We start from the raw sequence: 26,014 nt of genomic DNA on the forward strand, positions 1-26,014 counted from the left end.
GTTTCAGGTCAAAACCTCGGGTCCCACCGCAGGTTTTGACCTGAAACGGCGATCATGCACCGGGCCCCACCCGTCATCCCGGTCCCCCGGGCCGATCCGGCCGCTCCCAGCCGGTTCACGGCCTGGGTCACGGCCTTGGAACGATGGGAAGGGCACCTTCTATAACGCGGAGCGTTAAGAAGGTGCCCTTCCTTGCTCTAAATGAGGGGGCGGACGGAGTCGCGCATGGCGATGTGGGTGCCGAGCATGACGTGCTGGCGGGCGGAGCCTTCGCCGCGCTGGAGGGCCAGTTTGACGGCGGTGCGGCCGAGTTCCTCGTGCGGGAGGTGGACGCTGGTCAGGGCCGGGGTGAGTTCGGGGGCGAAGGGGGTGTCGTCGTAGCCGATGACGGAGACGTCGTCGGGCACGCGCTTGCCGGCCGCGCGCAGCGCGCGCATCGCCCCCGCGGCGACGAAGTCGTTGGCGGCGAAGACCGCGGTGAACTCGACACCATCGGCGAGCAGGCGCTGGATCTGGCGGAAGCCGGTCTCCTGGCTCATGTCGCCATGGGAGATCAGCGCGGGGTCGACCGGGACCCGGAACGCCTCCAGAGCGCGGCGGTAGCCGTCGAGGCGGGCGTCGAAGGTCGTGTTGCCGATCGGGCCGCCCAGCATCGCGATCCGGCGGTGGCCGGAGGAGAGCAGGTGGCTGGTGGCCGAGAAGGCGCCGCCGGAGTTGTCGTACTCGACGGTGATGGCCGGGAAGTCCGGGCCGAGCGAGGGGCGGCCGCAGAGCACCAGGCGGCTGCCCGCGTCCTCCAGGCCTTTGGCATAGCGGTACATGCGCTCGCGGTAGTCGTCGGTCATGTTCACGCCGCCGACCAGGATGACCGCGTCGGCGTGCTGCTCGCGCATCAGCTTGACGATCTCCAGCTCGCGGTCCGGGTCGCCGTGCGTGGTGCACACGAGGCAGAGCCGGTCGGACTCGGTGGCCTGGTATTCCACGCCCGAGGCGATGAACGCGAAGAACGGGGTGACCACGTCGTACATGACCAGGGCGACGACGTTGGAGGTGGAGCCGGACAGCGCCCGCGCGTGGGCGTTGACGACGTAGTCCAGCTCCCGTACGGCGCGCTGGACCTTGGTGCGGGTGGCGTTGGCGACGGGGTAGTCGCCGGAGAGCACCCGGGACACGGTCGCCACCGACACCCCGGCCATCGCCGCGACGTCGCGAATGGTGGGCCGCTTGTTCATGGGAACCCCAGAAGGATGAGGACGAGCAGGGGAAACGATTCTAGAAAGCGTTTACCCTACGCGTCCTCATCCCGTCTGTCCACGTCGGCCCTCAGCCGGTGACCACCTGCAGGAAGGCGGGCCGGACGGCGTTGCTGCGGCTGTTGAGCACGGTCGCCCGGCCGGTCGCCGCCTGCCACAGCCCGATGGTCGCGGTCTTGTCGCCCGCGTACTCGGCCTGCACGAACGAGGTGACGTCGAGCGGGATCCAGTCGGCGACCTGGCACAGCGGGGACGTGGACAGTTGCGCGCCCAGTGCGGGCGCGGTGTTCCAGGTGACGCCGCTCTCCGTCCAGCCGTCGGCGGCGACGGCGTACGCGCTGATGCTGGTGTGCGTGCCGACGGAGTCGGCGGTGTAGCCGCTGACCCAGAGCACGGCCCGCTTCGGCGCGGCGGTCAGCGTGCTCAGGTCGAACTTGAGGAAGGCCTTGCGGGCGTACCCGGTGCCGTCGTTCTTCACTTCCAGGGTGGTGCCGTTGTAGTTGGTGGTGGCGTAGTTCCCGTCCCGGGTGTGCGCGTCGGCGGTCGGCGACAGGGTCAGGTGCTGCCCGCCGGTCACGGTCGCGCCGGTGCCGAAGGTGATGGTCCGGGAGCCGCCGAGGGCGCCGCCGACCTCGACGACCAGCTTGATCGGGTTGAGGCCGGTGACGGTGATGCGCCCGTCGCCGGAGGCGGTGCTGTAGCCGCTGCGGGCGATGGTGACCGTGATCGTGGTGGCGGCCCTGGTCGGGTCGGCGACGCTGACCTTGAGCCGGCCGCCGGACTCGCGCATCAGCACCGAGCAGGGTGCGCTGACCGTGATCGGCCCGGCGGTGCCCGCGGCGAAGAAGTTCGCGGCCGTCACGCCGGTGGCGGTGTCGCTGACCGCCTGCGCGGCGGCCGTGTTGGCGAGCACGGTCACGGTCGGGGCGGCGGCCCGGTTCGCGGTCGTCGCGGTGTCCGCGCCCGGCAGCAGTTGGTAGGCATACGAGGCGGCCGTGGGGTTGACGCCGTGGTCGACGTACAGGGTGAGGTACTTGCGGGTCAGCACTTCCGTGGTGCCGCCGGTGTTGATCTGGGACCAACTGCCCGAGCGCGACTCGCGCAGCGCCTTGACCGTCGCGCCGCCGGGGAACACGATCCCGGCGAAGGAGTTGTGCGCCCAGTTCACCCCGGTGAAGGTGGCCGAGCCGGGCGACGCGAGCTGCGCGGTCCCGTTGATGTGCAGCTGCTGGCTGCCGGTGCCGCCGCCGAGGTTGCGGTTGTCCACGATCGTCTCGACCGCGACGCCGTCGGTGCCGCTGATGCCCGCGCCGAGGCAGACGATGCCGTCGTCGAGGCAGAACCAGGACTTCTTGGCCTGCAGCGTGGACTCCAGGCCGCGGGTGTCCTGGCCGAGCGCGGCGAAGATGCCGTCGGTGGCACCGCCGACCCAGCTGGTGCCGGGGTCGGGCGCGCCCCACGTGCCGCCCGCGCCGTCGGCGAGGGCCTTCTTCGACACCGTCGTGCCGGGCAGCCGGTACGGGTCCACGGTCGGCCAGAACGCGTCCGAGTACTGCCCGTTGCCCCAGGTCGAGCCCCAGTACGACAGCATGCCGTTGTTGGTGTGCCAGCCCTTGAGGTGCTCGCCGTTGCCGGTCTCGTAGTAGGTGGTGCGCTGGGAGCACATGGCGATGGAAGCCGCCCAGCCCGCGCGCCGGTGCACGGCCTGGTCCTGCGCGGCGAGCAGGCGGTGGTCGACCGGCTCGGCGACCGCGGTGACCGACGCGCTGTCACGGATCGCCAGGCACGCGGCCAGCGTGGGCACGCCCAGGTTCTGGTCATCGGCGAGGTTGCCCCAGTACTCGCGCTGGATCCAGCCCTTGACCATGCCCCGCCACAGCGCCGCCTCGGCCGGGGACGCGGCGTCGGCCATCCGCACGAAGCTGGCGACGAGGCCGTGGCCGCGCACGTGGTCGTCGCCCTGGATGCCGAGCGGGTCCTGCAGGGACAGGCCGCGGCTGACGCCCCGGCCGCTGACGCAGTCCATGACCAGGCCGTTGTAGATGAACGGGGCCCACGAGCGGGTCATCGCGTCGAACGCGATCTGCCGGTTCGGGTCGCTCACCGCCCACGTCGACCCGGCCAGCAGCCCGAACAGTCCGGCCAGCCCGGACAGCAGCGCCGCGCCGTAGGTGCCCTGGTAGGGCACCACGCCGTGCTGGATGAAGGAGCCGTCCTCGTAGTAGCCGTCGCCGGTGCGCGCGTACGTGAAGATCGGGGACAGGCCGTCCCGGCCCAAGATGATCTTCGTGGCGTTCTTGCCGACGATACCGCGCCGCACGATCACGACGCACACGTCGGAGCGGTTCGCGCCGGTGCTCGCACCGCCGTTGAGCAGCGGCGCGACCGACGGGGTGAAGGTGTCGACGGCGGCCAGCCAGTCGGCGATCCGGGTGGCCGTCAGGTGGTCGTAGACCAGCGCCATGATGTCGAGCAGCGTCTGCGGGGTGCCGATGTTCCAGTCCCACCAGTTGCCGAACCAGCTGGTCGAGGGCTTGTAGACCTTGGTGTGCAGGTAGTCGAGGCCGGTGATGACCTCGCTGAGCAGGGTCGCGTCGCCGGTGAGCCCGGTGCCCGGCTGGGCCCAGGCCAGCGCCATGGCACGCAGGCGCGAGTAGCTGTTGGTGACCGACGACGAGACGTCGAGCGGCAGGTCCGGCCACAGTGCCGTGCCGCCGGGGGTCATCGCGGCCCGGCGCTGCGCGGCGACCTCCCCGATCGTGGCCAGGCGCGAGGCGTAGGGCTCGACCGCCGGATCGAACCCCGTGCCGGTGATGCTGTCGCGATACCGCAGCCGCAGGGTGTCGAACTCGTCGGCGGCGTACGCCGGGCCGGCCGGGAGCAGGGGCAGGGTCAGCGCGCCGAGTGCGGAGGCGCTGCCGGCCCGGAGCAGGTGACGGCGGGACAGGAGCATGGGCCATCCTCTTTACGTCAGTACTACAGCGGACTTACGTAACCGTTTCCCCGATTGATGACGCAGAAGATAGGGCATGCGCTCTCAGCCACACAAGAGAAGCGGGAAAACGTTATCCATCACTACCGCACGGACCCCCACTGACCATTGCCCGACAGCCACGACATGTCCGGAGTCGATCTTGACTACTGTTAAGAAGCTGTACTACGGTCGAAGGGTTGTTCCAGAAATCGTTTTCTAGGCTGTGACCGCGTCGCCATCCGGAGGAGCCGCCGTGCTGATCCCGCAACCCGTCTCGTACGCACCGGTCGAGGGACGGCTGACGCTCACCCCGCGGACCGCGGTCAGCGCCCCGGCCGAGATCGCCGCCCTGCTCCGGGAACTGATCGGCCCGGCCACCGGCCTGCCGCTGGCCGACGGCGACGATGACGCCGAGCTGGTCTTCGCCCTCGACGACACGGCCGGGCTCGGCGACGAGGGCTACCGGCTCACCGTCGACGGCACGGGCGTGCGAGCCGTCGCGGGCACCCTCACCGGGCTGCGCTGGGCCGTGCAGGCACTGCGCCAGCTGCTGCCCCCGCAGGCGTACGCCGCCACACCCGTCACCGGGACCGACTGGACCCTGCCGTACGTCGCGATCGAGGACCGGCCCCGGTACCCGTGGCGCGGCATCATGGTCGACGTCGGCCGGTGGTACCAGCCGGTGTCGTGGCTGCGCACCGTGGTCGACCTGCTCGCCCTGCACCGCATGAACACGCTGCACCTGCACCTGACCGAGGACCAGGGCTGGCGGTTCGAGGTGAAGAGCCACCCGCGGCTGACCGAGGTCGGCGCGTGGCGGCGGGAGTCGCCGATCGGCCACGAGAACATCAAGCAGACCGACCGCACCCCGCACGGGGGCCACTACACCCAGGACGAGCTGCGCGAGCTGGTCGCGTACGCGGCCCGGCGCGGGGTCACCATCGTGCCCGAGATCGACCTGCCCGGACACACCACCGCGGCCATCGCCGCCTACCCGGAGCTGGGCAACAACCCCGGAAGGCAGCTGGCCACGGGCACCCGCTGGGGCATCTACGACACCGTGCTCAACTGCGACGACGCCACCGTGCGCGTCATGAAGGACGTGCTGGACGAGCTGGTCGACGTCTTCCCGTCCCCACTGATCCACCTCGGCGGCGACGAGGTGCCGCCCGCGGAGTGGTCGGCGAACCCGGGCGCGCAGGCGCGCATGAAAGAACTCGGCCTGACCGACCCGGAGGACCTGCTCGGCTGGTGGATCTCCGAACTGTCCGCGCATCTGCGCGAGCACGGCCGCCGGGTGGTGGTCTGGGACGAGCTTGTCGGCCGGGGCGCGCCCGCCGAGGCCGTCGTCATGGCGTGGCGGCACCAGGACAAGGTCGACGAGGCGATCCGGGCCGGGCACGACGTCGTCGCCACCCCGTGCGAGCACGTCTACCTCGACTACTACGAGTCCGACGCGCCCGGCGAACCGGTGGGCATCGGCGGGCTGCTGCCGCTGGAGAAGGTGTACGCCTACCAGCCCGAACCCGGCGAGCCGCCGGCCGGGGACAACCGGGTGCTCGGCGTGCAGGGCAACCTGTGGGGCGAGTACCTGCCGACGGTCGGGCGGGCGGCGTACAACCTGCTGCCGCGCATGTCCGCGGTCGCCGAGGCCGGCTGGGGCACCCGCACCGAGCTGGGCGACTTCCGGCGACGGCTCGACGTGATGCTGGCCCGCTTCGACGCGCTCGGTGTCGCGTACCGCCGCCCGGAGCCCTACCCGGCTGCCGAGTAGCGACGTAGTGTGCTGGTGATCGTGGCCGGGGCACCGGCCGCGGCCCGGTGGGAGGGGAACACGTGCGTGCGGTCGCCTACGACGGTTTCGGACAGCAGCCCGACGTGCGTGAGCTTCCCGAACCGGTCGCGCCGCCGCACGGCTGCGTGATCAAGGTCGAGGCGACCGGGCTGTGCCGCAGCGACTGGCACGGCTGGATGGGCCACGACCCCGACATCGCCGCGTTCCCGCACGTGCCGGGCCACGAGCTGGCTGGGACCGTGCACGCGGTCGGCCCGGACGTCACCGGTTGGCGGGTCGGCGACCGGGTGACCGTGCCGTTCGTCTGCGGCTGCGGCGGCTGCGAGCCGTGCCGCCGCGGCGCGCCGCAGGTCTGCGAGTTTCAGACGCAGCCCGGGTTCACCCACCGCGGCTCGTTCGCCGAGTACGTAGCGATCGACCACGCCGACCTGAACCTTGTCGGACTGCCCGAGCAGCTGTCGTACGCGGCCGCGGCCGCGCTGGGCTGCCGGTTCGCCACCGCGTACCGGGCGGTGGTCGCGCAGGGTCGGGTCGCCTCCGGTGAGTGGGTCGCCGTGTACGGCTGCGGCGGCGTCGGGCTGTCGGCCGTGATGATCGCCGCCGCGTACGGCGCGCGGGTCGTCGCTGTCGACGTCTCCCCCGGCGCGCTCGACCTCGCCCGCGAGCACGGGGCCGTGGCCTGCGTGAACAGCCGCGAGACCGACCCGGTCGCCGCGGTGCGCGAGCTGGCCGGCGGCGGGGCGCACCTCACGCTCGACGCCCTGGGCAGCCCGGCGACCTGTGCCGCGGCCGTCCTGAGCCTGCGCCGCAGCGGCCGCCACGTGCAGGTCGGGCTGCTCCCGCACGGCGCGCCCGAGCTGCCGATGGGCCGGGTCATCGGCTGGGAGCTGGAGATCCTGGGCAGCCACGGCATGGCCGCCGCCGACTACCCGCCGATGCTCGACCTCGTGGTGTCCGGGCGACTGCGCCCCGACGCGCTGGTCACCAACACCATCGGGCTCGACGCGGTGCCCGCCGCGCTGACGGCGATGGGCGACGCGCCCCCGACCGGTATCACCGTCATCACCCCGCAAGCCCTTGCCTGAACGCTCGCTCACTTCGCCTAGTACGGTGTCCGAGTGCTGTTCCGTACCTGGGACCAGCCTTTCGACAACGACGGGCGGGCCGAAGCGACCGTCGAGGTGACCGACCACGTCGGCGTCCCCCACGTCGTCGTCAGCGATCACCGGCTCGTCAAGCGGGTGCTGGCCGACCCGGACACCTTCCGGCCGGACAACGCCCTCGACGCGGTCAGCCCGATGCCGGTCAGCGCGCTGCGCGTGCTCGCCTCGTACGGCTTCAAGCTGCCCGCCACGCTGGCCAACAACGGCGGCGTCTCGCATCCCGCGATCCGCGAGATCACCGCACGGGCCCTGCACCCGGCCCGGGTCGAGGCGCTCCGGCCCTGGCTGACCGGCGTGGTACGCCGCCGCGTCGCCGGCCTGGCCGCGCGGCTGCGCGCCGGGGAGCCCGTCGACCTGTACGCCGACCTCGCCGCCGACCTGCCCCTGCTGGTGCTGGCGAAACTCGTCGAACTGCCCGGTGCCGAAGCGGTCGTGGTCAAGGAGTTCTCCCGGGCCGCGCTGGAGTTGTTCTGGGCGCCGCTCGACACGCCCCGGCAGCTCGCGCTGGCCGAGACCGTCGGCCGGTTCCACACGGTGCTGCGCGACTTCGCGGCGACCGCTGGTGGCATGGTCGGTGAGCTGCGCGCCCATACCGCCGCGGCGGGCCTGCCGAAGGACACCCCGGTCGGGGCGCTGTTCTTCCTGCTCGTGGCCGGTCAGGAGACCACGTCGCAGTTCCTCACGCTGCTGCTGCACCGGCTGACCGGCGAGCCCGCGGTGCTGGACGGGCTGGCCCGGGGCACCGTCGGTGCGGACGACGTGGTCGAGGAGGGCCTGCGGCTGGTCCCGCCGATCCCCACCTGGCGACGGGTGGCCGCGACAGACACCGAACTCGACGGCTTCCCTGTGCGCCGGGGCGCGAGCATCGTGCTGTGGCTCGCCCGCGCCGGGCTCACGGCCGCCGAGAACCCGCACGATTTCGTACCCGGTCAGCGCGGCTCCCGCCGCCACCTCGCCTTCGGCGCGGGCGCACACCGCTGCGTGGGCGCGCAACTGTCCCGGATGGAAGCGGCCGTCGTCGTCGCCGAGACGGCCCCCCTGCTCCGCGACATCGAGGTCGTCCGCGCCCCATGGTGCCCGGACAACCTGAGCTTCCGGATGCCCGACACTTTCACGATCCGCCGCCCCTGACCCGGCCCAGCCCACCCATGATCGTCCGACTTGCCTGGCACTCGTGCGTATCTTGAAGGCCCATTCCCACAGGTGCCAGGCAAGTCGAACGACCTTGGTGCGGTAAGCGCCCCCGAAGTGCGCGCCGCGCGGCCGGCCGATCCCGACCATGATCGTCCGACTTGCCTGGCACTCGTGCGTATCTTGAGGGCCCATTTCCACAAGTGCCTGGCAAGTCGAGTGACCTTGGTGCGATGGGCCCCGAAGAAGCGCGCTGGGTCAGGGGGTGGGGGTGGGTTCGTGGTCGGAGCAGGTGACGCGGAGTTCGGCGTCGCCGAAGGGGGCGTCGGCGAACAGGCAGTGGTGGGGGCGGGCCGGGTCCTCGGGATGCGCGTCCGGGGCGAAGAAGCGGCAGGTCAGGCACATGCGGGTGAGCGGGATGGCGTGCCGGTCCTGGAGTTCGCGGATGATCGTCGTGGTGCCGCGGAGCATGGCCGCCAGGTCGTCCGGGGCCAGGGCGGAGATCGCGGCGCGCACATCGGGCGCGACCTCGGTCAGGCGTCGCGCCTCGGCGACACCGGCCGGGGTCAGCGTGAGGACGAACGCGCGGGAGTCGAGGGCGTCGCGTTCGCGTTCGACCAGTTCCTTGGCCAGCAGGGTGCGTACGGCGTCGCTGATCGTCGGGGCGGTCGAGGCCAGGGCGCGCACCACCTCGTTCTGCCGGCGCGGCCTTAGGTCGCCCGCGAGGTAGGTGACGATGTCGGCCTGCAGTTCGGACAGGGCGTACGGGCCGGGGTTGCGGCGCGCGCCGATCCGGATCGCCTGACCTAGCCGGGCCAGTCCGGTGACGAGCTGCTCGGTGGGCGGCAGGCCCGGGACGGGCGGCATGACGCTCCTCTCCACACCGGCTACCCGGTTCGCGCGGCGGTCGGCACGCACGGCCGCCCCGGTCAGTCTAGATCCGCCACGGTCCCCCGGGCCGCGCCCGAGGCGGACAGCGTCGGCAGTGCCCGTCCGGGGATTCGTTCCCGCTGGCGGCATCGGGGCGGCGGAGACGGTCGACGTGCAGGTCAGGGCCCGCCACCACGTCATCGGGGTGGCGGGAACCCGGACGGCGCGCGGTCAGGCGCGGGACGGCACGGCGACGGGCGGGAAGTCCAGCTCGGTGCGGCCGACGGAGTTGAAGTAGTTGGTGAACGTGTTCAGCGCGACGGCCGCGATGATCTCGCCGATCTCGCCGTCGCCGTAGCCGGCGGCGCGTACCTCGGCCAGGTCGGCGTCGGAGACGAAGCCGCGGGCGGCCACGACCGCCTTGGCGAACCGCAGCGCGGCCTGCGCCTTCGGGTCGCTCGCGGTGGCCGAGCGCCCGGCTTCGAGGTCGGCCGCGCTGACCCCGGCCCGCTCCCCGAGCACGGTGTGGGCGGCGAGGCAGTAGCCGCACTCGTTCTCGACGGCGACGGTCAGGGCGATCTGCTCCTGCAGCGCACCGGACAGCCGGCCCTTGGCCAGCGCGCCGCTGAAGGAGAGGTACGCGTCGAGCACCGCGGGCGACTCGGCCATCGCGCGCATCATGTTCGGGGTAGCGCCCAGGGCGCGCTCGACCTTGTTGAGCAGGGCGCGGGCCTGCGGCTCAGCGGTGGCGGGGTCGACGGTGTTCAGGCGGGGCATGACGGGTTCCTTTCAGCCGGCCCGGTCGCGGGCCACGTTTCGTTGGCAGTGCCAACCTTACTTGGCAGCGCCGACGAAACAAGGTTGCGCAGACTTGATCACTTGTCGCGAGCTGCGGGAATACGCCCGGATCAGTCCTCGTCCGGCTCGGCCAGGGTGCGCGGGTCGTCGCAGTCGCCGTACAGGGCGGGACTGAGCCAGCCGGGGGCGCTGCGGCGGAAGACGCCGGGTTCGATGTCGCCCGCGCCCTCGGGAAGCAGCCCGTCGAGGTCTTCGGGCAGGTCGGACAGGTTGGCGTAGTGGACCAGTTCGGGGCGGCCGGGCCAGGAGCCGAGCACGACCCGGCCAGCGATGTTGCGGCGGGCCATCGCCTCCAGGGTCAGCGCGGTGTGGTTGAGGGTGCCGAGACCGGCCCGCGCGACCACGACCGCGGGCGCGGACAGCGCCACCGCGAGGTCGGCCAGCGACCACACGGCGCCACCGGGGTGCAGGCCCATCGGCACCAGCAGCCCGCCCGCGCCCTCGACCAGGGTCAGCTCGTGCTCGGCCGCGATGCCCTTGACCTGGTCGATGATCGCGAACATGTCCAACGGAGGCAGGCCGGCGACCCGGGCGGCGGCGGTCGGCGCGAGCGGGTCCGGGTACTCGGCGAGGGTGACCGTGGTGGCGGGGGCGGCCAGCCGGGCCACGACCGCCATGTCGGGCACCTCGCCGTAGGAGGGGTCGATGCCGGTCTGGGCCGGTTTGACCACCGCGGTGCGTACGCCCGAAGCGGTTGCCGCGGCCGCGATCGCGGCCGTCGTGATGGTCTTTCCCACCCCGGTGTCCGTGCCTGTGACCAGCACGATCCCCGTCAGCGCCGTCACGGCCGCACCTCCACGATGATCTCCAAAGCCCGCGCGAAGTCGTCGGCGGGAACGCCTGCGTTGACCGTCAGCCGCAGCCGGGACCGGCTGTCCGGGGTGGACGGTGGGCGGAAGCACCCTACCGCCACGCCCTTGTCGCGGCACGCCCCGGCCCAGGCCCAGGCCTGCTCGGCCGACGACGCCTCGACCGACACCACACCGCCCGCCGGATCCGTGACCGCCAGCCCCGCCGCCCGGAACGTGTCCCGGATCGCGGCCGCGCGTTCGCGCAGCACCGCGCGCAGCGGCTCGCCGTCGCGGGCGAGGTCGAGCGCCGCGGCCACCCCGGCGGCGATCGCGGGTGGCAGCGCGGTGTCGAAGATGAAGGTGCGGCCGGTGTCGACCAGGTGCCGGACCAGCGCGGCGGGCCCGGCGACCACGCCGCCCGCGCCACCGAGCGCCTTGGACAGGGTCGCGGTGACGATCACGTCGGGCTGCCCGGAGATCCCGGCCGCGACCACGCCGCCGGACCCGGCAGGGCCGACCACGCCGAGCCCGTGCGCGTCGTCGACCAGCAGCAGCGCCCCGTGCGCGCGGACGGCCGCGTGCAGCTCGGCCAGCGGGGCGAGGTCGCCGTCGACGGAGAACACCGACTCGGTGAGCACCACCGCCGGTCGGCCGGGGTGGGCGGCGAGCAGCCGGGCCGCGTCGGCCGGGTCGCCGTGGGCGAACACCACGGTCTCCGCCCCGGCCAGCCGACAGCCGTCGATCAGCGAGGCGTGGTTGTGGGCGTCGGCGACCAGCAGCGTGTTCGGACCGCACAGGGCCCGGATCGCACCCAGGTTGGCCAGGTAGCCGCTGGAGTAGACCAGCGCCTGCTCGGCTTCCAGCCACGACGCGAGCGCCGCCTCCAGCGCGCTGTGCACGTCGGTGCTGCCGCGCACCAGGCGGGAGCCGGTCGCGCCGAGGCCGTACTCGTCCAGCGCGGCCGCCGCCGCTGACCGCACCCGCGGGTGGCGGGCCAGGCCGAGGTAGTCGTTGCCGGCGAGGTCGACGAGCGCGTCGTCACCGGCGCGCGGACGCAGTTCCCGGCGCAACCCGGCGCGTTCGCGCAGGTCGGCCTTGCGCCGTAGCGTCGCCAGCCAGTCGCCCATGATTCAACCCATCCATGTCTGAAGCCACTCGGCCTTTGGCCGACCCGAACAGGCCGCGTTGTAGGGTACGCCCATGTCGACCAGCTCAGTATCGGTACTCGACCGCGCCCGCACCCGTGTCCTCGCCGAGGGACTCGGCCTCGAGGAGGCCGACATCCTCGAGGTGCTCCGGCTGCCCGACGAGGACATCCCCGCCGCGCTCCAGCTGGCCCACGAGGTGCGCATGCGCTGGTGCGGCCCCGAGGTCGAGGTCGAGGGCATCGTGTCGCTGAAAACCGGCGGCTGCCCCGAGGACTGCCACTTCTGCTCGCAGTCCGGGCTGTTCTCCTCCCCGGTGCGCTCGGTGTGGCTGGACATCCCGTCGCTGGTCAAGGCCGCCGAGCAGACCGCAGCCACCGGCGCGAGCGAGTTCTGCATCGTCGCGGCCGTACGCGGCCCGGACGCCAAGCTCATGCAGCAGATGCGCGACGGCGTCAAGGCGATCAAGGAGGCCGTCGACATCAACGTCGCGGCGAGCCTGGGCATGCTGAGCCAGGAGCAGGTCGACGACCTGGTGGACATGGGCGTGCACCGCTACAACCACAACCTGGAGACCTGCCGGTCGTACTTCCCGAACGTGGTCACCACGCACTCGTGGGAGGAGCGCTGGAGCACCCTGAAGATGGTGCGCGACTCCGGCATGGAGGTCTGCTGCGGCGGCATCATCGGCCTCGGCGAGACCCTGGAGCAGCGCGCCGAGTTCGCGGCGCAGCTCGCCGAGCTGGAGCCGGACGAGGTCCCGCTGAACTTCCTCAACCCGCGGCCGGGCACCCCGCTGGGCGACCAGCCGGTCATGGACCCCAAGGACGCGCTGCGGGCCATCGCCGCGTTCCGGCTCGCGCTGCCGCGCACCATCCTGCGGTACGCGGGTGGTCGCGAGATCACCCTCGGTGACCTGGGCACCCGCGAGGGCCTGCTGGGCGGCATCAACGCGGTGATCGTCGGCAACTACCTGACCACCCTGGGCCGTCCCGCGACCTCGGACCTTGAGTTGCTGGCCGAGCTCAAGATGCCGGTCAAGGCGCTGTCCGCGACGCTGTGAGGCCGGCCGTGGAGACGACGTACTGTGACCGCTGCGGCGAACCCGTCGCCGGCGCGTCGCACGAGGGCTGTCTGGCGGCCCGTGAGCTGGAGCCGCCGCGCTTCTGCGGGCACTGCCGCCGCCGGATGAAGGTCCAGGTCGTGCCCGCGGGCTGGACCGCGACCTGCGTCGAGCACGGCACGCTGACCGGCCACTGAGCACCTGACACGACGAACGGCGTCCGGCCCGGGTTCCGGGCGGGACACCGTTCGTCGTGGGAGCGCGGTGCGCGGCGGGGCTCGTCAGGGCAGCGGGGTCGCCGGAGCCGGGGACGGCGGCGGGTCCGGTGCGTCCGGCAGTGCGATGAGCGTGAAGCGGGCCTTCAGCCAGGGCAGCAGCGTCCGGTACGCCACGATGGTGTCGGGTTTGCCGTTGTCGTGCGACAGCACGATCGAGCCGGGCCGCACGTCGCGCTCCACCGCCGCGATGATGTGGTTCACCATCGCCGTGCCCTTGCCGAACTTGGCGCTCTCCCAGTCCCGGGGGTCCACGTGCCAGTAGATCGACTTCATGCCCAGGTCGGATGCGATCTTCACCAGCTTGGTGGTGAAGTTGCCGCCCGGGGCGCGGAAGTAGGCGACCCGGGCGCCGGGCGGGGCCGCCCGCAGGATCATCTTGTTGGTGTTCTCCAGGTCCTTGCGGATGTACGCGTCATCCCGCTTGGCCAGGTCGAACAGGTGCTGCCAGGAGTGGTTGCACAGGGTGTGGCCCTCGGCCGCGATCCGGGCGATCAGCTCCGGGTTGTCCCGGGCCCGGAATCCGACGACGCAGAAGGTCGCCTTCACCCCGCACTGCTGCAGCGCGTCGAGGATCTTCGGTGTGTTGACCGGGTCCGGCCCGTCGTCGAAGGTCAGCGCCACCGCGGGCGAGCCGGTCTTCACCAGTGAGCCGCCGGGCCCGGCGCCGCTGGCGGCGGGCTTGGTCTGCGCGATCTTGCCGGTGCAGCTGATCGGCTTGCCCGAAGGCGGCTTCGGCTTGGCGGGGCTCGCGGTCGGCTGGACGGGTGTCGGCGTCGGCGTCGGTGAGCTGCTCGGTTCCGCGAAGGTCGGCGTCGGGGCCGCCGTCGGCGTCACCGCGGGGGCGGGCGTCGGGATCGGGAGGGTGCCACCGGCCGATGGTTCCGAGGGGGAGCCGCAGGCGGCGAGCGCGACCATGACGAGCGCAGCGATGACCGCGATGCGTCGTTGCATGCGAACTCCTGAGGGGGCGGGGGTTCAGCGTGCCCCGACCATAGTCCAATCTCTGCCCCGAATGCAGCCTTCCTCAAGATCGATATCCGGACGTCGCTCGCCCGGGGTCCGCCGGCCGGTGCCCTAGCCGATCCGCGCCCGCACCGCCAGCGAGGTTCATCACGTGTGCCGACAGAAACCGCAGGTCAGCAGATGGTTCAGCCGAGCAGGCGGCGGAGTCCCCGCTTGCGGGCGGGCACCGGCTCGGCGGTGATCGGCGCGGACGCGGGTCCGGCCGGGATCGGGACGGTCGCCTCCGCGTCGGCGTACGCCGCGAGCGGGTCGGTGTCCGGGGCGAAGTCCTGGTCGGCGGGCAGCGGCTCCAGCTCCGCGCTCGGCCTCGGGCCGGTCCGGCCGGTGATCGGGCAGACCGTGGCCGCCGGGTCGACGGCGGTACGCGGTTCGGGTGAGGTGCGCTGCGCCGGCACGGACACCTGCGGCAGCCCGGTCAACGACAGCTGCTGCGCGGACCGGTCGAGGTAGAAGTTCGGCCGCTGGTCGGCCTCGGTGTAGTAGCGGTGGAACACCGGGGTCAGCCCGCCGGAGATCGGCGGCACGATCCAGGTCCAGTCCGCGGGGGTGGCCCGGCCCGCCCGGCGCTCACGCTCGACGTGGGTCAGAAACAGGCGCGACTCGCTGTGGTGGTCGGTGACGCGGACCCCGGCGCGCTCGAAGGACCACAGCACCGCGCGGTTCAGCTCCACCAGCGCCCGGTCCCGCCACAGCGTGGACTCGCTGCTGGTGTCCAGGCCCAGCCGCGCCGCGACCACCGGGATCTGGTTGTAGCGGTGCGCGTCGGCGAGGTTGCGGGCCCCGATCTCGGTGCCCATGTACCAGCCGGAGAACGGCGCGAGCGGGTAGTCCACCCCGCCGATCGACAGCCGCATGTTGGCGATCGCGGGCACCGCGTGCCAGCGCAGGCCGAGCTCGGCGAACCAGCCGTACTCCGGATGTGCCAGCGGCACCTCCATGACCGCCGATTCGGGCAGCTCGTAGAGCCGGGGCTCGCCGTCGCCCGTCTGCAGCACCAGCGGCAGCAGGTCGAACGCGCTGCCCTTGCCGGTCCAGCCGAGCCGGGTGACGGCCGAGGTGAACTGCTCGTACTGCGGATCGCCGGTCATGCCGTCGCCGCTGCGGTACCCGGCGTACCGGATGAGCTGGTCGTTCCACAGCCGGGTGACCGGTCGGCCCGGCACCGCCTGCCCGAAGATCGAGATGACCCCGCGCAGCTTGCCGCGGTTGTGCCCTTCTCCGGTCGCCGTGTGCAGGTGGCTGACCAGGTCGTCGAAGATCTGGTCGGGCGCGCGGTGCTGCCGCCGGTCGAGCACGGTCAGGCTGCGCCAGTACACCCGGCCGATGCACCGGCTGGCGTTGCGCCACGCCATGCGGGCCCCGTGCACCAGCTCGGCGTGGGTGTGGGTGTACGTCCCCAGCGCGGCGATCTGCTCGCGCACCACGGCCAGCCGCGGTTCCACCGGGCCGAGCTTCGGCAGCTCGGCGTAGCAGGCGCGCAGGAACTCCTCGGCCTCGGCGAAGTCGACCGGCCGATCCGGGTCCCACTCGGTCAATGGAGCGTCGCGGTATCCCGTCGGAGGTATGTGAGAGGACGTCATGAGTGAAATAGTTGACCGACCGCCAACATAGCCATCGCACAATGTGTGCGACCGCCTACCAACGGTGGAGCCGGATCACTCCCCTGGTCACACGGGTGCGCGCAGCTCCGACACCGCGATGGTGGCGCTGATGAGGGTGCCGTCGCGGTCCGTGCGGGCCGGCAGCGGCAGCCGCTTCATGGTGCGCAGCATCGCGTCGTTGTCGCAGTGCGTGTGCAGCGTGACCGAGCGGAAGCCGGCCGGTCCCGCCAGCGTCAGCAGCCGCCGCAGCAGCGCCGTGCCGATGCCCCGTCGCTGCCAGCCGTCCTCGACCAGCAGCGCCACCTCGGCGGTCTCCCCCTCGCCGATCAGGTTGGCCACGGCCACGACGCGGCTGCCCGCGGTGCCCGCAACCGTCGTCTCCGCGACCAGCGTGCAGCCACGGGCCGGGGTCAGCAGCCGCGACAGCCGGCCACGGCTCGGGCCGCGGGTCCCGGCGAGGTAGCGCATGAACAGGCTGCGGTCGCCGCACCGCGTGTGCATGTCGTCGACGGCCGACACGTCCGCCGAACCGGCCGGACGGAACGCGACCTCGGTGCCGTCGGGCAGCAGCGCGACCGCGCTGGCCAGCCGCCGGGTCAGCGCCGCGCGGGCGACCTCGACCAGCGCCTGCGCGCGGGCGAACTCGGCCGGGGTGAAGGCCGGGGCGAGCCGGGTCACCACCAGCACACCGTTGTCGGTGAACGGATCCGCCAGCCGCATCGTGGTGTCGGCGTGGCCGGTGACGGTCGCGCCGCCCTGCTCCCGCCGCACCAGGCTGCCGCCGAGCAGACTGGACAGCGCGCCGTGCAGACCGTCGGGGTCGGCCGCGAGCCGGGCGGCCAGGGCCAGCGCCTGCGTGGGCGGGTCGATCAGGCCGTACACGTCGGTGCGGCTGACCCAGGCGTCGCGCCCCCGGCCGCGTTCGATGGCGGCGACCAGCTCGTCCTCGGAAAGCGCGTCGGGCGCGTCGACCAGGAAGTCGTCGACCGCCCCGCCCTCGGTGGTGTGCACCTGCACCGCGAGGATGTTGACCGATCGCAGGGCGAGACTCGCCGTCAGCACCGCCAGGAACCCAGGACGATCGTCGACGGTCGCCCTCACTCGCCACAACGCCATGACCTGCTCCGATCTTGCAGCGGTACTGCCCGCTGATGGACGCTCCTCCATGATGAGGGCGGCCACCGACAGGACTCAGCGTGCGCCTGCCGTGTTTCGCAGCGGTTACACGGCCTTGTCAAGATCTTGCTATGCCCGAGGTCACACGGCAGGCGAAAAGGCTGAGGTCAGACCGCTGACGCAGGCTCCTCCGAGGAGCGCTGCCCCGCCCGCGGGGCGGGGGTCTTCACCGCGTCGAGCCGGTCGCCGACGATCGCCGCGGCGGCGCGCACCAGCTGCGCCACCCGGTCGACCTCGGTCGCGTGGAACGCCGCCACCGGCAGCTCCGCATCCGCCGACCGTGCCACCACCAGCACCAGTCCAGCCCGCCCGAACGGCGCGAGCGCGTACCGCGTGCCGTCGGCGCCGGTGACCGAGCGTGCCCGCAGCGGCGTCACCTCGGGCAGCCGGAGCTGCTCCGGCGCGCGCCAGCTCGCGTACACGACCGGAGGCTCGGGGCGCTTGCGCATCGCGCCCAGCACGGCCATGTCGTCGGCCCCGTGGCGCACGTCGATGCCCACGGACCCGCGGGCAGCCCAGTCGGCGGGCACCCGCAGCGCCAGCGCCCAGTCCGCCGCCAGCAGCGCCGGCACCGTGTCCACCAGCGTGGCCAGGCCCTCATTCGGGTTCGACGCGACCTGCGTGAGCAGCTCCGCGTCGAAGGCCCCGGCGACGGGCGCGCCGATCGCCCGCCAGATCCCGTCGACCCGCACGCCCGGCATCGCGCTCAGGCCCGCACGCAGCCGCTCCACCCCGGCCCCACCGGGCCACACCACGGTGAAGTCGTCGATCGCCCGGCCACCGAGCCGTTCCAGCACCACGACCTGGACGATGTCCGCGCCGGCCACGCCCAGAGTCCGGGCCACCTGCCCCAGCGATCCGGGACGATCGGGCAGGGCGACTCTGACCCTCAGCAGCATGGCGGCTCCTCTCCACGACGGCACGCGGGCTGGTGCCGGATCTCTGTCCGACCTTGCCCTATTACCGTTTCGTACGCATTGCAGCGCCGTATCCGCGGGAGACAATCTCCACCGCACACCCGCAGGTCAGCGCCCGTCTACACCGGTCCAGCGCCGCCATTGCCGCCACCCGGGCCCACCCATGATCGCCGATCACGGGCAAATAGTGCGGTAACACCACACCGATGGCCACGCAAACAACGATCAAACTGAATGCAACCTACGGCCCGACATGGGCCGGACTCATATCCTCCACGCCCGCCCGGACCCCCGTCAACGCGTGTCCACCACGCGGACGACGGATGAATCCCCACCGCGCCCGCCAAGGGGCCGAGCCCACCAAGTGCGACCCTCACCGAGGGGCCGTTCCTGCCCAGGGACGTCCCACCCAGGGACCGTGCCCACCGAGGGCCGCGCCCACCACCGCGTTCGGCCGGAGGCGGGTGCCAGCTATGCAGAGTTGCGGTGGACCAGGTGGGTGTCGAGGAGAACGTGGGTGGGCTGGTCCTCGCCGCGGATGCGGCTGAGCAGCAGGCGCACCATGTGCCGGCCCATGTCCTCGACGGGCTGGTAGACCGTGGTCAGCGGCGGGTCGGTCTGCCGGGCGACCGGCGAGTCCTCGAAGCCGATGACGGCGACGTCCTCGGGGATGCGGCGGCCGTTGTCGCGCAGGGCGCGGACCGCGCCGGCGGCCATCAGGTCGGAGGCGACGAAGACGGCGTCGAGGTCGGGCCGGCGGGCCAGCAGGCGGCGCATCGCGTCGACGCCGCTGTACTCGCTGAAGTCGCCGAACTCGATGAGCGGCTCGACGGCGGCGTTCTGCACGGCGGCGCGGTAGCCGACGAGCCGGTCGACGCCGACGCCGAGGTCCTGGGGGCCGGCGATGGTGGCGACCCGCTTGCGGCCGGAGGCCAGCAGGTATTCGACGGCGGCGCGGGCCCCGTTGACGTTGTCCATGTCGACGTACGAGATCTGCGGGTCGACGTTGACGGGACGCCCGCCGAGCACGGTCGGCAGCCCGCGCTGGCGCAGCAGCTGCGGCAGCGGGTCGGACTCGTGCAGCATGACCAGCAGCACACCGTCGACGTGCTGGCTGGTCAGGTGGTTCTCGATGCGCTGGCGCTCGCCCTGGGTCTGCGCCATGGCCAGCCACAGCTGCAGGGACGTGTCGGCCAGGGCGGAGCTGATGCCGCGCACGATGCCGGCGAAGAACGGCTCGGTGAAGACGCGTTCCTGCGACTCGGACACGACCAGCGCGACGGAGTCGGTGCGCTGGGTGACCAGGGCGCGGGCGGCACGGTTGGGCACATAGCCGAGCTCTTTGATCGCCTCCTGGACGGCCGACCGGGCCTCCGGGCTGACCTGGGGCGAGCCGTTGACGACACGCGACACGGTGCCCCGGCCCACGCCGGCGAGCGCGGCCACCTCATCCAGTGTGGGCCGCCCCGCAGACCTGGTGCGCTGCGTCGTCATCGATGCTCCTCGTTCTGGGCAGGTCCGGGGCCGGCCGGTGGCCGGCCCCGGGTTGCTGTGCCGTCAGGCGGCGAGCCCGCCGCGCCGGATCACGTCCGCGTACCAGTGTGCACTGGTCTTGGGCGTGCGTACCTGGGTGTCATAGTCGACATGGACGATGCCGAACCGCCGCGAGTAGCCCCAGGCCCACTCGAAGTTGTCCAGCAGCGACCACGCGAAGTATCCCCGCAAAGGCACCCCGGACGCCATTGCCTGATGGCACGCCTTCAGGTGGGCGTCCAGGTAGGCGACGCGCTCCGGGTCCGGCACCGAGCCGTCGGGGGCGACCTTGTCGTCGTACGCCGCGCCGTTCTCGGTGATGTACATCGGGATCGGGCCGTAGTTCTCGTGCGTGCGCTGCAGCAGGTCGACGAGCCCGTCGGGGTCGACCTCCCAGCCCATCTCGGTCACCGGGAGCTCCCGGGTCAGGAAACGGACCTGGCCGCTGCCCGGCCACGCCGACGGCGCCCGCCAGTGCGACTGCGGCGCGCCGTCGTCGGACGGCCCGGCCACGACCTGCCGGGTGTAGTAGTTCACGCCGAGCATGTCCAGCGGCTGGTTGATGATCGCCAGGTCGCCGTCCTGCACGAAGGACCAGTCGGTCAGCTCGGCCGTGTCGGCAAGCAGGTCGGCCGGGTACTCGCCGCGGAACACCGGGTCCAGGAAGATCCGGTTGCCGACGCCGTCGATGCGGCGCACCGCGTCGAGGTCCTCGGGGGCGTCCGTGGCGGCCTTGAGCGAGTGCAGGTTGAGCGTGATGCCCATCTGCCGGTCCGGCACCGACGCCCGGATCGCCTGGACGGCGAGGCCGTGGCCCAGGTTGAGGTGGTGCGCGGCCGCGAGGGCCTTCGCGCCGTCGGTCACGCCGGGCGCGTGCACGCCCGAGCCGTAGCCGAGGAACGCGCTGCACCACGGTTCGTTGTGCGTGGTCCAGAACTTCACCCGGTCACCGAGCGCGTCGTGGACGAGGCCCGCGTACTCGGCGAACCGGTAGGCGGTGTCCCGCTCCGGCCAGCCACCGGCGTCCTCGAGCTCCTGCGGCAGGTCCCAGTGGTAGAGCGTCAGCCAGGGCTCGATGCCCTTGCCGAGCAGGTCGTCCACCAGGCCGCGGTAGAAGTCGAGACCCTTGGAGTTGGCCGGCCCGCGGCCGCCGGGCTGCACCCGGGGCCACGCGACGGAGAAGCGGTAGGACCGGAGCCCGAGCTCTGCCATGAGCCGGACGTCGTCGGCCCTGCGGTGGTAGTGGTCGCAGGCGACGTCGCCGGAGTCCGCGTTGAGCACCTTGCCGGGGGTGCGGCTGAAGGTGTCCCAGATGGACGGAGTGCGCCCGTCCTCGAACGCGCCGCCCTCGATCTGGTAGGAGGCAGTGGCCGCGCCCCAGAGGAAGTCCTGGGGGAACGACACGGTCGGCGTGGCGAGCTGAGGGTCTTGCTGAGTGGTCACGCTTTTACTGCACCTTCCATGATGCCGCCGATGATCTGACGACCGAAGATAATGAAGATCACGAGCAACGGCACGACACTGAGCAGCGTACCCGCGAACACCTGGGAGTAGTCGTTGTAGTAACCCTGCGAAAGGCGCTGCAGGGACAGCTGAACGGTCGGGTTCGTGGGGTCGCCCAGCGCGATCTGCGGCCAGAGGAACGAGTTCCACTGCTCCATGAAGGTGAACAGGCCCAGCACCGCGATGGCGGGACGCAGTCCCGGCAGCACGACGTTCCAGTAGGTGCGGAACGTGCTGCAGCCGTCCATGCGGGCGGCCTCGATCAGCTCGTCCGGCACGGCCTGGCTGGCGTACTGGCGCATCATGAACACGCCGAAGCCGCTGACCAGGAACGGCAGGATGATCGAGGGCAGCTTGTTGTGCAGGTCCCACTCGTACATCATCTGGTAGAGCGGCACGATGCCCAGCTGCGTCGGCACCATCATCGTGATCAGGATGCCGAGCATGAGACCGTTGCGGCCCTTGAACCGCAGCTTGGCGAAGGCGAAGCCGGCCAGCGACGAGAAGAACACCACGAACACGGTGATGACCGTCGCGACGATCGCGGAGTTCACCAGACCGGTCATGAACGCGGCGCTCTCGTTGCCGAGCAGCCGGTCGATGTTGCCGCCGATCTCGCCACCGGGCGTCACCGGCGGCGGGGTCTGCCCGATCGCGTCGTTGGTGCGCGTCGCGATGACGAACATGTAGTACAGCGGGAAGATCGACAACGCGACCGCGGCCAGCAGGGTGACGTACGTGAGCGGGCTGGCCTGCCAGAGCCGCTCGGCGGCCCCGCCACCCCTGCGCCGACGCCGGCTCGGGGCAGGCGTGGTCACGCCGGTCCGTACAGCGGTGGAGGTCATCGCTTCACGGCCTTCCTCTGCTTGGCCTTCCCGTCCGCGGAGCGCAGGCTCCGGGTGAACAGGAAGTTGATGACGCTGAATATCAGGATCATGATGAACAGCAGCCAGGCGACCGTGGCGGCGCGGCCCAGCTCGAACTTCATGTAGAACTGCTCCATCAGGAACATGGTCACCGTCTGCGACTGGCGGTCGGAGCCGCCCAGCAGCGGGTTGCCACCGCCCGTGAACAGCAGCGGCTCGCCGTAGAGCTGCAGGCCGCCGATGGTCGAGATGATGGTCACGAAGATGATGGTGGGCCGCAGCATGGGCACCGTCATCGTCCAGAACTGCCGCCAGGCCGACGCGCCGTCGATCGACGCCGACTCGTAGATGTCGCGCGGGATCGACTGCATCGCGGCCAGGAAGATCAGGGCGTTGTAGCCGGTCCAGCGCCAGTCCACCATCGAGGAGATGGCCACCCACGACGACCAGCTGTGCGCCGTCCAGTCGATCGGCTCGACGCCGAAGAAGCCGAGGAACCAGTTGATCAGACCGAAGTCGCGGTTGTAGAGCTGGGTGAAGACGATGGCGACCGCGGCGACCGAGGTGATGTTCGGGATCAGCACGCCCATGCGCAGCAGCGTGCGGCCGCGCAGGCGCTTGTTGAGCGCGTTCGCCAGGATCAGCGCGAGGATCAGCTGCGGGATGGTGGACATCAGGAACATCGCGAGCGTGTTGACGACCGAGTTCCAGAAGTCCTCGTCACCGAGGAACATGGCGAAGTTGTCGAAGCCGACGAACTTCGCGGTCTCGATGGTGGAGCCGAGATCCCAGTCGTACAGCGACATCCGCAGCGTGTAGATCAGCGGCCAGAGGCCGAAGATGCCGAAGACCACGAAGAACGGCGCGATGTACAGATACGGGGAGTATTTGATGTCGAGCCGCCCGAGCACTCCCTTGCTCCGCTGCGGTTCCATGGGCAGCTGCGAGCCGCCCCTGCGCTGCCCCGGCGCGACCTCAGGTCGCGTGGAGGATTGCACTGCCATGACCACTCCTGTGCGTTGCCGGCCGACCGTGTGACTGCCATGGCCGGGGGGGGGGGGGGGGGGGGGGGTGGGGGGGGGGGGGGGGGGCCCCCCCCCCCCACCCCGGCTTCATCGGGCGTTACTTACTGGGCGGCCTTCTTGCCGTCGGTGACGGCGGCGGTCCAGGCGTCGGCAGACGACTTCGTGCCCTGCTCCACCGTGCGGAGCGCGTTCTCGACCGCGGTGCGCACCGGGGCGTTCTTCGCGCCCAGGTAGACCGGCTTGAGGTCCAGCGCGCCCTTGGCGAAGATGTCGCCGGTCGGGGCGTTGCTGAAGTACTCGTTGACGGCGGCCTTGACGGCCGCGTCGCCCAGCGCCTGCGGCGACGAGGGCAGGTTGCCCTTCGACTTGAAGGCGGCGGTCTGGCCGGCCGGGTTGGTCAGGAACTTGACCAGCTCAGCAGCCTCCTTGGCGTGCTTGGACTGCTTCGGCACGGCCAGGAACGAGCCGCCCCAGTTGCCGCCGCCGCCGGGCGCGGCAGCGATGTCCCACTTGCCCTTGCCGTCGGCACCGTTCTGCTCGGTGATGTAACCGGTCATCCACGCCGGGCAGGCGATGGTGGCGAACTGGGCCTGCTTGAAGCCGTTGTTCCACTCCTGGGTCCAGGCCTGCAGCTTGGCCGACAGGCCCGCGTCCAGGATCTTGACCGCGAGGTCGTAGGAGTCCTTGACAGCCGGGTTGGTGTCGATCGTCATCGCACCCGACTTGTCGAAGTAGGTGTAGCCCGCGCCCTGACCGGCCTTCTGCATCAGGATCGTGTTGTACGTGTTGGTCACCGCGTCGATGAAGCCCGCGTCCTTGACCTTGCTCTTGAAGGTCTGACCGGTCTTGATGTAGTCGTCCCAGGTCGGCCACAGGGCCGAGACGGCCGCGCGGTCGGTCGGCAGACCGGCCTTCTTGAACAGGTCGGTGCGGTAGCACATGGCCATCGAGCCGACGTCGGTGCCGAGGCCGAGGATCTTGCCGTCGGCGGTGGTGCCCTGCTGGAACTTCCACGGGATGAAGTTGCCCGCGAGGTCCTTGGCGCCGTACTCACCCAGGTCGGTGAACAGGTTGGCCTTGTCCAGGTAGGAGATGATCACGCCCTCTTCGAGAGCGACGATGTCACCCGCGCCGGCGCCCGCGGCGAGCCGCTGGGTCAGCTGCTGGTTGTGCGCGTCCAGCTGCGAGCCGGTGCCCCGCTCAACGATCTTGATGTTGGGGTGCTCCGCCATGTACTGCTTGTAAAGCTCTTCGTAACCGAAGTTGCCGAAGACATCCACATTCAGGGTGATCTGCTCGGTGGTGCCGTTGCCCGGCTCCTCCGACGAGCAGGCCGCTGCGCCGAGCGTTACGGCGGCAGCGAGTGCGATCGCCGCGAAGGAACGGCGCCGCATGTTCGTGCTCATCCTGACCCCTCTCAGGTCGTCGATGTGCGGTGGGGGTGAAACGTAGGGATCGAACTCCCTGTGGCGTGGACCACATGGTCGGGAGCGCTCCCATGAGATTGCCGTGAGGTTACGTGGGTGTCAAGGGCGCTGATGGGAGCGTTCCCATTCTGTTACCTACGTCACTGCATGATCGAGAGAGCCTGGCCAGGTACGACGGCAGGGTTGTTGGCCGTTCGACCGTTACTAATTCGTTCGTATGGTCAGGTTCGGTCGACTGATCGTCGGATACTCTCCGAGCATGGCCGGGCTGAAGACGACGAGTGCCTCCGCGATCGAGCGCGGGCAGATCAAGTTGCCCGAGCGCGAGATCGCCCCGGTCCGCCAGATCACCCGGCGCGTCGTGTACGGGCTGCTCATCCTGGCCGCCGTCGTGTGCGTGGTGATGGCCGACAGCACCGGGTACAAGGACGGTGCCGACGGCCAGATGAGCTGGCTCGACGCGCTCTACTACGCGACCGTGACGCTGTCGACCACCGGCTACGGCGACATCGTGCCGGTCAGCCCGACCGCGCGACTGGTCAACGTCCTGGTCATCACGCCGCTGCGGATCGCCTTCCTGGCCATCCTGGTCGGCACGGCGTTCCAGGTGCTCACCAAGAACTACCGTGACCAAGTGCGGCGCGACCGCTGGAGGAAGACCTTGCGAGGGCACACCGTCGTCATCGGATACGGCACCAAGGGCGCCAACGCCATCCGGCAGCTGCAGGCCTCCGGGACGGCCGCGGAGCAGGTGGTGGTCGTCGACAACCGGCAGGAGTACGTCGACGAGGCCAACCGCGACGGGTATGCCGCCGTGCTCGGCGACGCCACCCGGGCGGTGGTGCTGCGCCAGGCCTCGGTGCACACCGCGGCCCGCGTCATCGTGGCCACCAACCGCGACGACACCGCGGTGCTGGCCACCCTCACCGTCCGCCAGCTCAACCCGAAGTGCCTGGTCGCCGTCGCCATCCGGGAGGCCGAGAACGAGCCGCTGCTGCTGCGCTCCGGGGCCGACGCCGTGATCACCTCGTCTGCGGCGGCCGGCCGGCTGCTCGGCGTCGCCGCGAAGTCGCCGCTGGTCAGCGAGGTCTTCTCGGACCTGCTGGTGCACGGCGACGGCCTCGAACTCGTCGAACGCCCCGTGCGGCCGGAGGAGATCGGCCGGACCACGCGCGACTGCCCCGAGCCGGTCGTCGCGGTGCTGCGCGGCGGCAAGGCGCTGGCCTGGCAGGAGGTCACCGCGCTGGAGTCCGGTGACTGCCTGGTCGTGGTCGCCTGCAAACCCCGCAACCGCCGCGGCGAGGTCACCTCGGTCATCGGCACGCCCTGACCGGAGCCCGTCCGGCCGATAAAGTGGTCACATGATCTGCCAGGCGTGCCGGGAGCGCCGGCACCGCGAGTGCCGGGGTCGCACCTGGTGCGACTGCCAGCACCGGCCGCCGCAGCCGACTCCCCCGGCCACCGGGGCGGCAGGCGAGTGATCGCCGCGCACCCGGCCGCGCTCGACGACGCCGAGCTGGCCCGGCTCTACCCCCGTGCCGACATCCCCTGGCTGCGGGTCGACTTCATGTCCAGCCCGCCGTCGTCGGGCGGGGTGGTAGGGGTGGGGGAGGCAGAAGAAG

General features: G+C 71.4%; 21 protein-coding genes and 1 pseudogene. 7 read left to right on the plus strand and 15 right to left on the minus strand.

Features of this window, described 5'->3' with window-relative positions:
* Positions 1 to 197: 197 nt before the first annotated feature.
* Both AB0B35_RS41150 and AB0B35_RS41155 read right to left on the minus strand, forming a co-directional pair.
* Entirely contained in the window at positions 198 to 1,232 is a 1,035-nt protein-coding gene (locus tag AB0B35_RS41150) for a LacI family DNA-binding transcriptional regulator (protein ID WP_360541344.1), read from the minus strand.
* A gap of 91 nt (positions 1,233 to 1,323) precedes the next feature.
* The gene (locus AB0B35_RS41155; RefSeq protein WP_361057058.1) at positions 1,324 to 4,206 is read right to left on the minus strand and encodes a polysaccharide lyase family 8 super-sandwich domain-containing protein; all 2,883 of its coding nucleotides are present in this window, start codon (positions 4,204 to 4,206) and stop codon (positions 1,324 to 1,326) included.
* Positions 4,207 to 4,480: 274 nt separating this feature from the next.
* On the opposite strand from AB0B35_RS41155, the gene AB0B35_RS41160 reads away from it, so the two are divergent.
* The 3 genes from AB0B35_RS41160 (at position 4,481) to AB0B35_RS41170 (ending at position 8,316) form a co-directional block, all read left to right on the plus strand.
* A complete protein-coding gene (locus AB0B35_RS41160) occupies positions 4,481 to 6,001 on the plus strand; it encodes a beta-N-acetylhexosaminidase (protein ID WP_361057061.1) in 1,521 nt (506 codons plus the stop codon).
* A 62-nt stretch (positions 6,002 to 6,063) separates the two neighbouring features.
* Positions 6,064 to 7,107: a zinc-dependent alcohol dehydrogenase family protein gene (locus AB0B35_RS41165; protein WP_361057064.1), complete on the plus strand. Its 1,044-nt coding sequence runs from the start codon at positions 6,064 to 6,066 to the stop codon at positions 7,105 to 7,107.
* A 96-nt stretch (positions 7,108 to 7,203) separates the two neighbouring features.
* Positions 7,204 to 8,316, plus strand: a complete 1,113-nt coding sequence (locus AB0B35_RS41170) for a cytochrome P450 (protein WP_361057101.1) — start codon at positions 7,204 to 7,206, stop codon at positions 8,314 to 8,316.
* 258 nt (positions 8,317 to 8,574) lie between these two features.
* On the opposite strand, the gene AB0B35_RS41175 is transcribed toward AB0B35_RS41170, so the two are convergent.
* The 4 genes from AB0B35_RS41175 to AB0B35_RS41190 form a co-directional block, all read right to left on the minus strand.
* Entirely contained in the window at positions 8,575 to 9,183 is a 609-nt protein-coding gene (locus AB0B35_RS41175) for a MarR family winged helix-turn-helix transcriptional regulator (RefSeq protein ID WP_361057067.1), read from the minus strand.
* A 234-nt stretch (positions 9,184 to 9,417) separates the two neighbouring features.
* Positions 9,418 to 9,963 (minus strand): carboxymuconolactone decarboxylase family protein, encoded by a 546-nt coding sequence (locus tag AB0B35_RS41180; protein WP_361057070.1) that lies wholly within the window; start codon positions 9,961 to 9,963, stop codon positions 9,418 to 9,420.
* Positions 9,964 to 10,094: 131 nt separating this feature from the next.
* Positions 10,095 to 10,808: a dethiobiotin synthase gene (bioD, locus tag AB0B35_RS41185; protein ID WP_361057105.1), complete on the minus strand. Its 714-nt coding sequence runs from the start codon at positions 10,806 to 10,808 to the stop codon at positions 10,095 to 10,097.
* A gap of 17 nt (positions 10,809 to 10,825) precedes the next feature.
* A complete protein-coding gene (locus tag AB0B35_RS41190) occupies positions 10,826 to 11,962 on the minus strand; it encodes an 8-amino-7-oxononanoate synthase (protein ID WP_361057072.1) in 1,137 nt (378 codons plus the stop codon).
* 73 nt (positions 11,963 to 12,035) lie between these two features.
* On the opposite strand from AB0B35_RS41190, the gene bioB reads away from it, so the two are divergent.
* Positions 12,036 to 13,043: a biotin synthase BioB gene (gene bioB / locus AB0B35_RS41195; RefSeq protein ID WP_361057075.1), complete on the plus strand. Its 1,008-nt coding sequence runs from the start codon at positions 12,036 to 12,038 to the stop codon at positions 13,041 to 13,043.
* Positions 13,040 to 13,240, plus strand: a complete 201-nt coding sequence (locus tag AB0B35_RS41200; RefSeq protein WP_361057078.1) for a hypothetical protein — start codon at positions 13,040 to 13,042, stop codon at positions 13,238 to 13,240. Before bioB ends, AB0B35_RS41200 begins: the two co-directional genes overlap by 4 nt.
* An 84-nt stretch (positions 13,241 to 13,324) precedes the next feature.
* Here AB0B35_RS41200 and AB0B35_RS41205 read toward each other — a convergent pair whose 3' ends face one another.
* From AB0B35_RS41205 to AB0B35_RS41245, 9 genes are all read right to left on the minus strand, one after another.
* Positions 13,325 to 14,272: a polysaccharide deacetylase family protein gene (locus tag AB0B35_RS41205; protein ID WP_361057081.1), complete on the minus strand. Its 948-nt coding sequence runs from the start codon at positions 14,270 to 14,272 to the stop codon at positions 13,325 to 13,327.
* A gap of 197 nt (positions 14,273 to 14,469) precedes the next feature.
* Entirely contained in the window at positions 14,470 to 15,924 is a 1,455-nt protein-coding gene (locus AB0B35_RS41210; RefSeq protein ID WP_361057084.1) for a nitric oxide synthase oxygenase, read from the minus strand.
* Positions 15,925 to 16,011: 87 nt separating this feature from the next.
* Positions 16,012 to 17,061: a GNAT family N-acetyltransferase gene (locus tag AB0B35_RS41215; RefSeq protein WP_361057087.1), complete on the minus strand. Its 1,050-nt coding sequence runs from the start codon at positions 17,059 to 17,061 to the stop codon at positions 16,012 to 16,014.
* Positions 17,062 to 17,228: 167 nt separating this feature from the next.
* Positions 17,229 to 18,020: an amino acid-binding protein gene (locus AB0B35_RS41220; protein WP_361057090.1), complete on the minus strand. Its 792-nt coding sequence runs from the start codon at positions 18,018 to 18,020 to the stop codon at positions 17,229 to 17,231.
* A gap of 489 nt (positions 18,021 to 18,509) precedes the next feature.
* Entirely contained in the window at positions 18,510 to 19,532 is a 1,023-nt protein-coding gene (locus tag AB0B35_RS41225) for a LacI family DNA-binding transcriptional regulator (RefSeq protein WP_120318735.1), read from the minus strand.
* A gap of 63 nt (positions 19,533 to 19,595) precedes the next feature.
* On the minus strand, positions 19,596 to 21,014 hold the full coding sequence (locus AB0B35_RS41230) for a GH1 family beta-glucosidase (protein ID WP_361057092.1): 1,419 nt from the start codon (positions 21,012 to 21,014) through the stop codon (positions 19,596 to 19,598).
* Positions 21,011 to 21,919 (minus strand): carbohydrate ABC transporter permease, encoded by a 909-nt coding sequence (locus AB0B35_RS41235; protein ID WP_361057095.1) that lies wholly within the window; start codon positions 21,917 to 21,919, stop codon positions 21,011 to 21,013. Before AB0B35_RS41235 ends, AB0B35_RS41230 begins: the two co-directional genes overlap by 4 nt.
* Complete coding sequence (locus AB0B35_RS41240) at positions 21,916 to 22,944, minus strand: sugar ABC transporter permease (RefSeq protein WP_361057098.1); 1,029 nt, start codon at positions 22,942 to 22,944, stop codon at positions 21,916 to 21,918. The genes AB0B35_RS41235 and AB0B35_RS41240 overlap by 4 nt, the downstream gene beginning before the upstream one ends.
* A 122-nt stretch (positions 22,945 to 23,066) precedes the next feature.
* The gene (locus tag AB0B35_RS41245; protein ID WP_360529650.1) at positions 23,067 to 24,371 is read right to left on the minus strand and encodes an extracellular solute-binding protein; all 1,305 of its coding nucleotides are present in this window, start codon (positions 24,369 to 24,371) and stop codon (positions 23,067 to 23,069) included.
* Positions 24,372 to 24,651: 280 nt separating this feature from the next.
* On the opposite strand from AB0B35_RS41245, the gene AB0B35_RS41250 reads away from it, so the two are divergent.
* Positions 24,652 to 25,722 carry an NAD-binding protein gene (locus tag AB0B35_RS41250; protein WP_360529653.1) on the plus strand — a complete coding sequence of 357 codons (1,071 nt, stop codon included), beginning with the start codon at positions 24,652 to 24,654 and terminating at the stop codon, positions 25,720 to 25,722.
* An 87-nt stretch (positions 25,723 to 25,809) separates the two neighbouring features.
* Positions 25,810 to 26,014, plus strand: a pseudogene (locus tag AB0B35_RS41255) (hypothetical protein); the annotation flags it as partial.

Source organism: Catellatospora sp. NPDC049133 (genome assembly GCF_040648455.1).
In the GTDB taxonomy this organism is placed as follows: domain Bacteria; phylum Actinomycetota; class Actinomycetes; order Mycobacteriales; family Micromonosporaceae; genus Catellatospora; species Catellatospora aurea.

Bases quoted from the DNA above. Each gene is read 5' to 3' on its own strand.
- bioB (WP_361057075.1), top strand. From the start codon at position 12,036: ATGTCGACCAGCTCAGTATCGGTACTCGACCGCGCCCGCACCCGTGTC.
- AB0B35_RS41225 (WP_120318735.1), bottom strand. From the start codon at position 19,532: ATGACGACGCAGCGCACCAGGTCTGCGGGGCGGCCCACACTGGATGAG.
- AB0B35_RS41205 (WP_361057081.1), bottom strand. From the start codon at position 14,272: ATGCAACGACGCATCGCGGTCATCGCTGCGCTCGTCATGGTCGCGCTC.
- AB0B35_RS41245 (WP_360529650.1), bottom strand. From the start codon at position 24,371: ATGAGCACGAACATGCGGCGCCGTTCCTTCGCGGCGATCGCACTCGCT.
- AB0B35_RS41190 (WP_361057072.1), bottom strand. From the start codon at position 11,962: ATGGGCGACTGGCTGGCGACGCTACGGCGCAAGGCCGACCTGCGCGAA.
- AB0B35_RS41240 (WP_361057098.1), bottom strand. From the start codon at position 22,944: ATGGCAGTGCAATCCTCCACGCGACCTGAGGTCGCGCCGGGGCAGCGC.
- AB0B35_RS41175 (WP_361057067.1), bottom strand. From the start codon at position 9,183: ATGCCGCCCGTCCCGGGCCTGCCGCCCACCGAGCAGCTCGTCACCGGA.
- AB0B35_RS41150 (WP_360541344.1), bottom strand. From the start codon at position 1,232: ATGAACAAGCGGCCCACCATTCGCGACGTCGCGGCGATGGCCGGGGTG.
- AB0B35_RS41250 (WP_360529653.1), top strand. From the start codon at position 24,652: ATGGCCGGGCTGAAGACGACGAGTGCCTCCGCGATCGAGCGCGGGCAG.
- AB0B35_RS41155 (WP_361057058.1), bottom strand. From the start codon at position 4,206: ATGCTCCTGTCCCGCCGTCACCTGCTCCGGGCCGGCAGCGCCTCCGCA.
- AB0B35_RS41220 (WP_361057090.1), bottom strand. From the start codon at position 18,020: ATGCTGCTGAGGGTCAGAGTCGCCCTGCCCGATCGTCCCGGATCGCTG.
- AB0B35_RS41235 (WP_361057095.1), bottom strand. From the start codon at position 21,919: ATGACCTCCACCGCTGTACGGACCGGCGTGACCACGCCTGCCCCGAGC.
- AB0B35_RS41215 (WP_361057087.1), bottom strand. From the start codon at position 17,061: ATGGCGTTGTGGCGAGTGAGGGCGACCGTCGACGATCGTCCTGGGTTC.
- AB0B35_RS41180 (WP_361057070.1), bottom strand. From the start codon at position 9,963: ATGCCCCGCCTGAACACCGTCGACCCCGCCACCGCTGAGCCGCAGGCC.
- AB0B35_RS41210 (WP_361057084.1), bottom strand. From the start codon at position 15,924: ATGACGTCCTCTCACATACCTCCGACGGGATACCGCGACGCTCCATTG.